Below are 10,609 nucleotides of genomic sequence, written 5' to 3'. Positions count from 1 at the left end.
TCAGCTCACGGTGCGGCGGTAGACCTGTCGTGAGCCACCTTCCGGACCCGGTTCGCGGGCCTCTGCCGGGCTGAAGCCGAGACGCTCGTAGAAGACGCGCCCACCGCTGGCGACGGCACCTGGGTGGTCGGCCCCGAAGGTGACCACCTCCAGGGCGCCCGGCGCCTGGACGAACCGGCGCACCGCCTCCGCCACCAGCGCCCGCCCCACGCCGCGCCCGCGTGCGTGCGCGGACACGACGAGCCAGTCGATGTGCTGGACCGGGGTCCGTCTGTCGAACAGCATCCCCCCGAGGAGACCCGCCCGTGCCACCGCCTCCGCTTCGGGGGAGACGGCGACCAACGCCGTGGACCGGCGGATGTGCCGTTCGACGGCACTGTGGAAACCGGGCTCGTCGACCATCGGACCGAACCAGTGTTCGACTTCGGCTGCGAGGCTCAGGAAGCCCGGGAAGTCCCGCTGCTGAGCACGTCTGACGATCATCCGGGCAGTCTGGCAGCCCGGAGACCAGAGTGGACCGGCGGCCCGGGCGCAGCCTCCCCGGCCGTGCCGCACGGCCGCGCGTGAAGTTCCTCCGCGGTGTCTACGGCCTCTGCGCCACCCCCGCCAGTCGGGTGGGCGGCAGATACTCGCGGACGTAGGTCCGCCGCCAGCATGCGCCGGTCCGGCGCAACTCCTGCCAGGAGGTGTAGCGGTACCGGAAGAGCCGGGCCCGGACATGGCGGGGCGGGGTGTCCGGCGGGAAGGGGGAGCGGCGCAGGAGCCGCAAGGTGTCGCGGTCGTTCTCCAGCAGACGTTCCACCAGGGCGCCGAACCACTCCCCGGCATAAGCCGGGGACAGCGCGGCGAACCACATCAGCCAGTCCAGGCGCAGATGGTAGGGGGCGAACTGACGTGGCCAATGCCGCAGGTCACCCGGCTTGCCTTTGAACTCGTACTCCCGCCACTCCGAATCCTCGCGGGGCACGTCGTCGAGAGTGCCCTCGACCACCACTTCGAAGCGCTCCCGGCTCACGCTACCGAAGGCACCGTAGGTGTTCACCAGGTGCAGCGGATCGAAGGAGCGGTTCATCACCTGGCGGCGGGAGACCATGTTGACGGCCGGATGACGGCTCAGGAAGAGCAGCAGCGCGGCGACCGCGAGCACCACGACCTCGTACCACAGCGGTGCCGAGGTAACGGAGGGCGCGGACCCGGGCAGGCGGAGCGCGGACAGGGCCAGCACGATGGTGATCCAGTTCAGCCAGGAGAAGTTGCCGGAGAGCACCAGCCACAACTGGGTGACGATCATCAGGGCGGCGGCAGCCGAGGCGATCGGCTGCGGGGTGAACAGCAACACGGGCACGACCAGTTGCGTGACGTGGTTGGTGGCTGCCTCCACCCGGTGCAGCGGCTTCGGTAGATGGTGGAAGAACCAGCTCAGCGGGCCGGGCATGGGCTGTGTCTCGTGGTGGTAGTACAGGCAGGTCAGCTTCCGCCAGCAGGCATCGCCCCGCAGTTTGATCAGTCCGGCGCCGAACTCCACCCGGAACAGGATCCAGCGCAGCAGGAACAGTACGACGACGGGCGGTGCCACCTGGTCGTTGCCGAGGAAGGCAGCCAGAAAGCCCGTCTCCAGCAGAAGTGACTCCCAGCCGAACGCGTACCAGGTCTGGCCCACGTTGACGATCGACAGGTACAGCATCCACGGCACCAACCAGAGCAGGATTCCGGCCCACAGCGGCAGTTCTGAGTCCGCTCCGGCGAGCAGGGCCGCTGCTACCGCGCATCCCGCCCAGGCACAGGTCGCGAAGAAGCGGTCCGAGTGCCGCAGGTAGAACAGGCTCGGCGCTCGTTTGAAGGGCACCAGCGTCACGAAGCGGGAGATCGGCAACATGCCGCGCTCGCCGAGCAGGGCCCGGAACTGCAGGGCCGCCGTCAGGAAGGCGACGAGGTACACGGCGGCCAGAGCCCGCTGGAAGACCAGCCGGCTCAGCCAGTAGTCGGGTGCGGTGAACCAGTTCACGGCTGTGCGCGCCCTTCTGCGTGGACCGGACCGCCGCGGCTCTCGCAGATCCGGGCGAGCGCCGTCGTGATTCCGCTTTCGATGGTCGTGGTGCCGTATCCATCATGGCGTTCCACCCGACTGCCGGCCAAGCGCATGCGATGCGGACGACGGTGGGGGTGGTCACTTTCAGTGAGGTGTCGGGTGCGCTGTGAGCGCGTGTGCCGTGCGCCGCCGCCGGTGTGCGCCCTGGGCGCCGCTCGCCCCGCCAGGATCGGGCCGGTCGCTCCCCGGGGCCCGGCCGGCAGGGGGGTCTTCCGTCGGCTGGGACGCCGTTTCCCACGGTGGAGTGCGAGGGCGGGTCCTGTCCGCCGAGATAGGCGCGACCGGGTCGAAGATTCGGGCAAATCCTGGCAAGGTGGGCGCATGGCTGATCGGGGAGCGAGCGCCCTTTCACTCCCGGAGGACTGGCCCGCCCATCCGGATCCGATTCTCGCGCTCAATCGCATGGGGAGCTTCGACTGGGACTTGGACGCCGGTCTGTTCCACATGGACGCCCAGGCCCTGGAGGTGTTCGACCTGCTGCCCGGGGAGTGGGACGGGCGCCCGGAGTCCCTTGCCCTGCGGGTGCCGCCGCCCGAGGCGGCCCGGCTCGACGCGGTGATCGCCCAGGCCATCAAGGACGGCAGTGAGAACTACGGTGCGTACTTCCGCATCCGGTGCCGTGACGGTACCCCGCGCTGGACGCACACCCAGGGTTACATCCGGCGTGGCGAGTCGGGCCGTCCGCGCCGGGTCGTCGGCATCGTCCGCGACGCCACGCAGGAACTCGCCGATAGTGCGGCCCGCAGCCTGCGGGCCGCCCAGGACGAGGCCTTCCGCCAGCAGACCAACATCGTCCAGGTCATCTCCGCCGCGCTCGCCCACGCGCGCAGTGTCCGGGACGTCATCGATGTCCTCAAGGACACCCACGGCATCCGCCACCTCGGCGCGGCCAGCCTGGTCATGGGCCTAGTGGAGGCGGGCCGGATCCGCCTCGTCGCCGAGGGGCCCGCTGGCAGTTTCGTCCCCGGCACGCGCGTCACCCGGATAGACGAGCCGTACCCGATGAGCGAGGTTGTCCGCACGCTCGTACCGCGGTTCATCGAGTCCCCTGAGGAGTTCTCCAGGGGCTATCCGATTCTCTGGCCGCACCTCACCGACCTGCACATCACCTCGGCTGCCTATCTGCCGTTGATCGCCCAGGCCCGCCCGATCGGTGCCATGGGCCTGCTCTACAGCGACCGGCGGGGTTTCTCCACCGAAGAGCGCGCCGTGCTGGTCGCACTCGGCAGCAGCATCGCCCAGAGCCTGCAACGGGCCATGCTCTACGAGCAGGAGAAGGACGTCGCCCAGGGCCTGCAGCAGGCCATGCTGCCGCGCACCATCCCCAGTGTCCGTGGCGCCGACATCGCCGTCCGCTACCGCTCGGCCGCCCTGGGCCGGGACATCGGCGGCGACTGGTACGACCTGATCCCGCTGCCGGGCGGCCGGGTCGGCGCGGTCATAGGCGATGTCCAGGGCCACGACACGCATGCGGCGGCCGTGATGGGCCAGCTGCGGATCGTGCTGCGCGCCTACGCGGCCGAAGGGCACACCCCGGCCACCGTGATGGCTCGCGCTTCCGTCTTCCTCCACGAACTCGACACCGACCGGTTCGCCACCTGCCTGTACGCGGAGGCCGACCTGTCCACGGGAGTGGTCCAGGTGGTCCGCGCCGGGCACATCGACCCGATGATCCGGTACGCCAACGGCACCTGCCGCCGCATTCCCGTCGAAGGCGGACTCCCGCTCGGCCTGTCCGCCGAGTTCGGCGGGCTGGAGTACCCCGTCTCCACCATCGAACTCGACCCCGGCAACACACTGCTGCTGTGCACTGACGGACTCGTGGAGCAGCCCGGAGCGGACCTCGACGACGGGTTGCGGGGCCTCGCGGCGCTCATCGCGGACGGCCCGGACGACGTGCGCGCCATCGCCGACCGCCTGATTCAGATGGCCGAGGACCGGGCTGGCGACGATGACGTGGCCCTGCTCCTGCTGCGCCGCCGTGCCCCGGAAGCTCCCCGGGCCGGCGGCCGGCTCCAGCAGCACGTGGCGCCCGGCGACCCGGAGGCCCTCATCCACGCCCGGCATATGATCCGCGCCGCCGTCCGCGCCTGGGGTGCACGCGACCGAGCCGACGAGATCGAGCTGGTCGCAGACGAACTGATCACCAATGCCCTGATGCACACCGAGGGTTCGGCGATCGTCACACTGAGGGCCCTCGCCGGCTCCGAGCGCAGGCTCCGGATCGAGGTCGAGGACTCCTCCAGTGCGCTGCCGCGCCGCCGTGAGGCCGGGGAGGACGGTGTCTCGGGTCGGGGGTTGCTCCTCGTGGACCAGCTCACCGACGTGTGGGGGGTGGAGGCGCGCGGCGGGGGCAAGGCGGTGTGGTGCGAGTTCCGGGTGCAGTGAGCACCGTCGTCTATCGAACGCAGGGCGTTGCCGGTGCCGGATGGCACCCTGGACGTATGCCGGAACTGCCCGAGGTAGCAGCACTGACGGACTTCCTCACCGAGCACCTGGTCGGCCGACGGGTGGTGCGGGTGATCCCGGTCGCCGTCAGCGTCCTGAAGACGTACGACCCGCCCGTCACCGCGTTCGAGGGCGGTGTGGTGGCGGCTGTGCACCGACACGGCAAGTATCTGGACGTCGAGGCGGGGAGCGAGCGGGACACCGCAGGGGTCGGCACGGCGGACGGGAGGCTGCACCTGGTGATCCATCTGGCCCGTGCGGGCTGGCTGGAGTGGAGGGACCGGCTGCCGGACGGTCTGCCCGGACCGGGTCGGGGCCCGCTCGCGTTGCGCGTGGCGCTGGAGACCGGGGAGGGCTTCGACCTGACCGAGGCCGGTACCCAGAAGCGCCTCGCGGTGTACGTCGTCCACGACCCGCGGGAGGTTCCCGGTGTCGCCCGCCTCGGCCCGGACCCGCTCGCCGCCGACTTCGACGAGAGTCGTTTCGCCGCGCTCCTGGGCGATGAGAGACGCCAGCTGAAGGGCGCCCTGCGCGACCAGTCACTGATCGCGGGCGTCGGCAACGCCTACAGCGACGAGATCCTGCATGCGGCGGGGATGTCCCCGTTCAAGCTGGCCGCCTCCCTCACCGCGGAGGAGACCCGGCACCTCTACGAGGCCCTGCGCACCACGCTCACCGAGGCGGTCGAGCGCTCCCGGGGTGTGGCCGCCGGACGCCTGAAGGCGGAGAAGAAGAGCGGCCTGCGCGTCCACGGCCGTACTGGCGCACCCTGCCCCGTGTGCGGCGACACCATCCGCGAGGTCTCCTTCAGCGACTCCTCGCTCCAGTACTGTCCCACGTGCCAGACGGGTGGCAGGCCGCTGGCGGACCGCAGATTGTCCCGGCTGTTGAAGTAACTCTCAGGGCGTCTTGAGGGTGACCAGGTGCTGTCCGTCCCCGGTACGCACCTCGTAGCGGGCGATCTGGCCAGGGTGCATCGTGGTCGCCCCGAGCGCCGTGAAACTGCCGTCGCTTCGACCGGAGTCGGTCCAGCTGCCGACGAGCTGCTGTGAACCGTCGCGGCCCACGACGACGAGGCGGCAGAGGTGAGGCCCGGTGCCGTCCTTCACCCGCAGCAGCAGTTGACTGCCCGCGTCCCCGTCCTCGGCCCTCACCTCGGCCCACACTCCGGTCTGTGGGTCGGTGGCCGCGGTGACCCGAGGGGCGGAGCCGCCGTCGTGTCCCGTGAAGGCGACGATGCCCGGGCCTGCTGCGGCGAGCACCACGGAGGCGGCCAGCCCGTACAGGAACCGGCGCCGCCGCGCCCGGCGCCGCCGTGTGATCTCGCCGAGCAGCTTGTCCAGCAACCGGGGGCCGGGCTGCGCCAGGGGATGCACGAAGCGCGGTGTGGCCTGGCGGTACAGCATCAATTGGCGGGTCGCGGAACCGAATTCGGACATCTGCGCCGCGCACCGAGGGCACCCCACGAGGTGGTCCTCAAAGCGGAAGGCCTCAGCCTCGTCCAGCACGCCGAGCGCGTACGCGCCGACGTCGCGATGCCTTTCCAGGGACCTCATGCCGAATCCTCGTGCCGATGGGTGCGGGTGGGGTTACTCCGTGCTCCCACCCGTACGCAGCCGACAGCCGAATCACTCAAGCCACGCAGAGAATCGCGGGCGAGAGATTCGGAGCCGCTCGGCCCGCGGATTGGTCTGATTTCCAGAAAATTTCCGGGGCTGTGGCGAGCCCGGCTCAGAAGAGGTGGATCGCAAGATGTCCGAGCGGGAGCCCGAGCTGCCAGGCCGGGGTCCACACCTTCGGACCGTCGTCCTCGCTGAGCCCCATACCGCCACCAGGTACCGCGTCCAGGTCCGGTGCGAGCAGTTCGGTCTCCTCCAGCCACCGCCAGGCGTCCGCCGCGAGCGCCAGGTCGGGCGCTGGGCGGTCGGACTTGGCGGCCTGATCAATCAGCTCAGCCATGCGCTCGTGCACCCAGTCCCGCCACGGCTGGTCGTAGGCGGTCAGCGACAGCCAGTTCTCCAGCTGGGAGATCACCCGGATGCCGGAGAGCTCCCCGTCGGTGTCGGACAGGAAGACGGTCAGCGCCAGCGCGTCCCGGCCGGCCCGGAACTCGAAGGATGTCGGCGGCATCAGATCGCCGGTGCGGAGCAGTTCGTCGGCGATGTACTCGGCGTACAACCAGGCCATGGGGACGACCAGTTCACCGCCGTCGGTGCTCTCGTGACCTCTGTGCAGCATCCCTTCCCTGCCCTTCCTCCGGTACGCGCGCGTCGCCCGAACCCCCGGACCCGGCTCCGTCTGGAGCGCGGATGAGGACAGCCCATTGCCCGAACGGGGTCCACAGCAAGGCGCTTTGCCGAAGTTTGACCAGGCTTCCGGTTTCACTGCAGGTCGGCCGTGTGGTCCCGAAGGGTTCGGCGCGGGGTTCGGCGCAGGGTGCGGGGCGCGTAGAACGCGCGGGACTTCACGGTACCGGGTGGAGCGCCGGGGGCTCTCGCGGCGTCCGTCACTCGGGTCCCGGAGGTGTACACGAGTGCCGGTGCGTCACGGTGCTCCGGCGTGAGTGTCTTCACATGCGGGCCGTCCGTGGCGGTGTGCGCCCGAGGGTGGTCCGGTGGTCCGCCCGATGTGCGTTCCGCCCGCCACTCTGGCCGTTCACCTGGCAGAGGTCCGGACGGGCTAATGAGAGCTCCTGGTCCGTTTACGAAGAGGGTCAGATTCGTACTCATATGCCCGTCACGATCTTGTCAGTAAATACGACAACTCTGGGGTGAGCTGATGATCGGACGCAGACCACAGGTGGCGCTGGCCCTGACCTTGACCGCCGTCCTCGCGGCGGCGGCCGCCTGCCAGAACCAAGAACGGCAGGAGTCCGGGCACCCGGCGCCCCCCGCACCGGCCGCCCGAGGCTTCACCCTCGTCGCTTCCGGGGACGTCCTGCCCCACGATTCCGTCATCGATCGTGCGGCCTACGACGCCGGAGCGAGCGGCTTCGACTTCAGGCCCATGCTCTTCGGGGTCGAACCGGTGGTCTCCCACGCCGACCTGGCGCTGTGCCACATGGAGACCGTCTACGGTGCCGACGGAGCCTACTCCGGGTACCCCTCCTTCAAGTCCCCGCCGCAGATCGCCCGAGGCCTCGCCGCCATCGGCTACGACGGGTGCTCCACGGCCTCCAACCACGCCCTGGACGACGGCGCACCGGGAATCCGGCGCACCCTGGACGCCATGGACGAGGCGGGGCTCGAGCACGCCGGAACCGCCCGCAACGCGGCCGAGGCCGACTCGGTCACGATCCTGCGGGCGGGCCCGGCCAAGGTGGCGCATCTGTCGTACACCTACGACACCAACGGCATCCCGCTGCCCACCGGACAGCCGTGGGCCGTCCACCTCATCGACACCGACCGGATGATCGCCGATGCTCGCGCCGCCCGCCGGGCCGGCGCCGACGTGGTCGTGGTCTCCGTGCACTGGGGCACCGAATGGCAGGACGCCCCCGACCGGATGCAGCTCACTCTCGCCAAGCGGCTCACCGCGTCGGCCACGAACGGCCGCCCGGACATCGACCTGATCCTGGGCACCCACGCCCACATCCCCCAGGCATACGAAAAGGTGAACGGCACCTGGGTGATCTACGGCATGGGCGACCAGATCGCCGGTGAGATGTACAACAACCGGGGCGCCAGGGACCCGCGCGGCAATGAGTCCACCATCGGCCGTTTCACCTTCGCCCCGCCGGCCAGGCCCGGCGAGCGCTGGCAGGTCACCAAGGCGGAGTTCATCCCACAGCTGTACGACCTGGACGCAGGCCGCGTCGTGGACGTCAACCGGGCGATCTCCCGCGGTGCCGAACTGGAAGGAGTGCGCGATCGCATCCGGGACGTGGTGCTCAGCCGCGGGGCCGCCGAGGACGGCCTGGTCATGGGAGAGTGATCATCCGGCAGACGGCTGCGACGCCAGCGCCGAGCGCCGGTAGGAGTAGCCGAAGTAGATTGCGCACCCCACCACGAACCACACCGCGAATCGCGCCCAGGTCTGCCAGTGGAGAAACGTGATCAGCCAGACCGAGAAGACGACACCGAGTGCGGGCACGACCGGCATCCCGGGCGTACGGAACCCGCGCGGCAGTTCCGGCTGCCGGTAGCGCAGTACGATCACCGCCGTGCACACCACCACGAACGCCAGCAGGATGCCGATGTTGGTGAGTTCGGCCGCCTGGCCGATCGGGACGAACCCGGCGATGACCGCCGAGGCCACCCCGACGATCCAGGTCACCCGGGTGGGCACATGGCGCGTCGGGTGCGTTTTCGCGAACCACTTGGGCAACAGCCCGTCCCGGGACATGGAGAACCACACCCGGGTCACGCCCAGCATGAACGTGAACATCACCGTGAGGATGCCGATGATGGCGCCCGCCGCGATCACGTCCGCGAGTCCGTCCAGCCCCACCGACTTGAACGCCGTGGAGAAGCCACTCTCCCTGTCGATCTCCTTGTAGTTCTGCATGCCGGCCAGGACCAGGCAGGCCGCCACGTACAGCACCATGGAGATCGTCAGCGAGTAGATGATCGCCTTCGGCATGTGCCGCTGCGCGTCCTTCGATTCCTCGGCCGCCGTGGACATCGCGTCGTAACCGAACACCGCGAAGAACACGGTTGCGGCACCGGTGAAGGCGCCGCTGATGCCGTAGGGGAAGAACGGGTGGTAGTTCGCCGTGTCGATGTGGAACACGCCCACACCGATCACCAGCAGCACCACCAGCACCTTCACGACGACCACCAACGTCTCGAAGCGTGCCGCGCTGCGGATGCCCAGATTGAGCAACCAGGCGATCAGCAGGCACAGCACGACCGCGAACAGGTCGACCCGGTGCCCGCCCCCGGTGCCGGGCGCGCCCAGCATCCAGTGCGGCAGGCGGGCACCCGTCTCTTCGACCAGGAAGCCGAAGTAGCCGGAGATGCCGATCGCCACCACCGCCACGATCGCTGTGTACTCCAGCAGCAGGTCCCAGCCGATGAACCAGCCCGCGAACTCCCCGAGCACGGCGTATCCGTACGTGTACGCCGACCCCGCCTTCGGGATCAGCCCAGCGAACTCGGCGTACGACAGTGCCGCGCAGGCGCTCGCGGCACCGGCGATCAGGAAGGACACCAGCACTGCGGGCCCGGCCGTGCCGTTGGCCACCGCGCCGGCCAGCGTGAAGATGCCCGCGCCGATGATGCCGCCCACACCGATGGCGGTGAGCTGCCACAGCCCCAGCGACCTCTCCAACTGGGTGCCCTCACCGACCTCACGCTCTTCGATGTACTCGATGGGTTTGCGGCGGAGAATCCCCTCACCCGCACGAAGCTTGGCCATACGCCTCACCTCTTCGCTGAAGGAAACGGCTGACGGCGGATCATGATGTCTCAGGAGCGCCCTGGACGGAAGACGCCACGCACAGCCCGGTGTGGGGGCGTGCGCCCTCGCCGCCCCGCGCACCGCGCTGGCCTGGCCGGGACTGCCTCCGTCGCCCCGCCGTGGTCGCGGCCCTACGGAACGACGGTCACGGGCCAGCGCCCCGCCTTCACCAGCCGGACCGCCACCGAGCCGATGAGCCGGTGCCCCGCCTGTTGCGAGGCACCCACGACCACCGCGTCCGCCTTGAGCTCATCGGCAGCCGTGACCAGGCCGTTGTAGGGGTCACCGGGAAAGGTGTGGAACTCCCAGCGCACCTCGAACATCCCCTTGACCCGCTCGGCCGCCGCCCGGATCTGCGCGATCAGGTCCTCGGCGATCTCGTCGGTCGTTTCCGAGACCGGCGCCCCGAGCGCGGCCCCGGCCGCGAGCACGGGCTGCACGTACACCACGGCCAGCAGAGCGTGCTGCCGCCGGGCCAGACCAGCCGCGTACGCCGCGGCCCGCAGCGAGGAGTCGGAGCCGTCCACCCCGACCAGGACGACCTTGGGCCCGTCCGTGCCGAGCTCGAATCGGTGCGCGTGCTCTTCGTGCTGTTCCGTCACGGCCGCGAGGCTATCGGAGACGCCGGTTCCCGTCGCGGCCAGGGGCCGTCTCGACGGGCGAGGCGCCCGG

9 protein-coding genes and 1 pseudogene are annotated in these 10,609 nt (G+C 70.0%); 3 read left to right on the top strand and 7 right to left on the bottom strand.

The features are described 5' to 3' along the window. Together LK06_RS01695 and LK06_RS01690 are read right to left on the bottom strand one after the other, a co-directional pair. Nucleotides 1-483: a GNAT family N-acetyltransferase gene (locus tag LK06_RS01695; protein ID WP_043433809.1), complete on the bottom strand. Its 483-nt coding sequence runs from the start codon at nt 481-483 to the stop codon at nt 1-3. A 100-nt stretch (nt 484-583) separates the two neighbouring features. Then, nucleotides 584-2,005, bottom strand: coding sequence for a lipase maturation factor family protein (locus LK06_RS01690; protein ID WP_086083006.1), 1,422 nt, complete (start codon nt 2,003-2,005; stop codon nt 584-586). Nucleotides 2,006-2,410: 405 nt separating this feature from the next. Here LK06_RS01690 and LK06_RS01685 point away from each other — a divergent pair, with 405 nt between their 5' ends. Together LK06_RS01685 and LK06_RS01680 are read left to right on the top strand one after the other, a co-directional pair. Beyond that, on the top strand, nt 2,411-4,477 hold the full coding sequence (locus tag LK06_RS01685) for a SpoIIE family protein phosphatase (protein WP_039653940.1): 2,067 nt from the start codon (nt 2,411-2,413) through the stop codon (nt 4,475-4,477). Between the two features lie 56 nt (nt 4,478-4,533). After that, nucleotides 4,534-5,433, top strand: a complete 900-nt coding sequence (locus tag LK06_RS01680; protein ID WP_039653941.1) for an Fpg/Nei family DNA glycosylase — start codon at nt 4,534-4,536, stop codon at nt 5,431-5,433. A gap of 3 nt (nt 5,434-5,436) precedes the next feature. On the opposite strand, the gene LK06_RS01675 is transcribed toward LK06_RS01680, so the two are convergent. The 3 genes and pseudogenes from LK06_RS01675 to LK06_RS34135 all read right to left on the bottom strand — a co-directional run. Further along, a complete protein-coding gene (locus tag LK06_RS01675) occupies nt 5,437-6,093 on the bottom strand; it encodes an anti-sigma factor family protein (protein ID WP_039653943.1) in 657 nt (218 codons plus the stop codon). A 175-nt stretch (nt 6,094-6,268) separates the two neighbouring features. Next, nucleotides 6,269-6,775, bottom strand: coding sequence for a hypothetical protein (locus LK06_RS01670; RefSeq protein ID WP_039653944.1), 507 nt, complete (start codon nt 6,773-6,775; stop codon nt 6,269-6,271). Between the two features lie 143 nt (nt 6,776-6,918). Further along, nucleotides 6,919-7,110: pseudogene (locus LK06_RS34135) on the bottom strand (sigma-70 family RNA polymerase sigma factor); the annotation flags it as partial. Between the two features lie 205 nt (nt 7,111-7,315). On the opposite strand from LK06_RS34135, the gene LK06_RS01660 reads away from it, so the two are divergent. Then, nucleotides 7,316-8,470 (top strand): CapA family protein, encoded by a 1,155-nt coding sequence (locus LK06_RS01660; RefSeq protein WP_039653948.1) that lies wholly within the window; start codon nt 7,316-7,318, stop codon nt 8,468-8,470. Here LK06_RS01660 and LK06_RS01655 read toward each other — a convergent pair whose 3' ends face one another. Beyond that, nucleotides 8,471-9,895 (bottom strand): amino acid permease, encoded by a 1,425-nt coding sequence (locus LK06_RS01655; RefSeq protein WP_039653949.1) that lies wholly within the window; start codon nt 9,893-9,895, stop codon nt 8,471-8,473. A gap of 173 nt (nt 9,896-10,068) precedes the next feature. Next, nucleotides 10,069-10,539, bottom strand: a complete 471-nt coding sequence (locus LK06_RS01650) for a universal stress protein (RefSeq protein WP_039653951.1) — start codon at nt 10,537-10,539, stop codon at nt 10,069-10,071. Nucleotides 10,540-10,609: the final 70 nt, after the last annotated feature.

Source organism: Streptomyces pluripotens (assembly GCF_000802245.2).
GTDB classification, from domain to species: domain Bacteria; phylum Actinomycetota; class Actinomycetes; order Streptomycetales; family Streptomycetaceae; genus Streptomyces; species Streptomyces pluripotens.
The sequence above is the reverse complement of the archived record's forward strand: the minus strand, read 5'-3'. Positions and strand labels throughout refer to the sequence as shown.

What these genes read in the sequence shown, in the direction of transcription:
- LK06_RS01695 (WP_043433809.1), bottom strand. Translation starts at nt 483, where the DNA reads ATGATCGTCAGACGTGCTCAGCAGCGGGACTTCCCGGGCTTCCTGAGC.
- LK06_RS01685 (WP_039653940.1), top strand. Translation starts at nt 2,411, where the DNA reads ATGGCTGATCGGGGAGCGAGCGCCCTTTCACTCCCGGAGGACTGGCCC.
- LK06_RS01680 (WP_039653941.1), top strand. Translation starts at nt 4,534, where the DNA reads ATGCCGGAACTGCCCGAGGTAGCAGCACTGACGGACTTCCTCACCGAG.
- LK06_RS01675 (WP_039653943.1), bottom strand. Translation starts at nt 6,093, where the DNA reads ATGAGGTCCCTGGAAAGGCATCGCGACGTCGGCGCGTACGCGCTCGGC.
- LK06_RS01670 (WP_039653944.1), bottom strand. Translation starts at nt 6,775, where the DNA reads ATGCTGCACAGAGGTCACGAGAGCACCGACGGCGGTGAACTGGTCGTC.
- LK06_RS01660 (WP_039653948.1), top strand. Translation starts at nt 7,316, where the DNA reads ATGATCGGACGCAGACCACAGGTGGCGCTGGCCCTGACCTTGACCGCC.
- LK06_RS01655 (WP_039653949.1), bottom strand. Translation starts at nt 9,895, where the DNA reads ATGGCCAAGCTTCGTGCGGGTGAGGGGATTCTCCGCCGCAAACCCATC.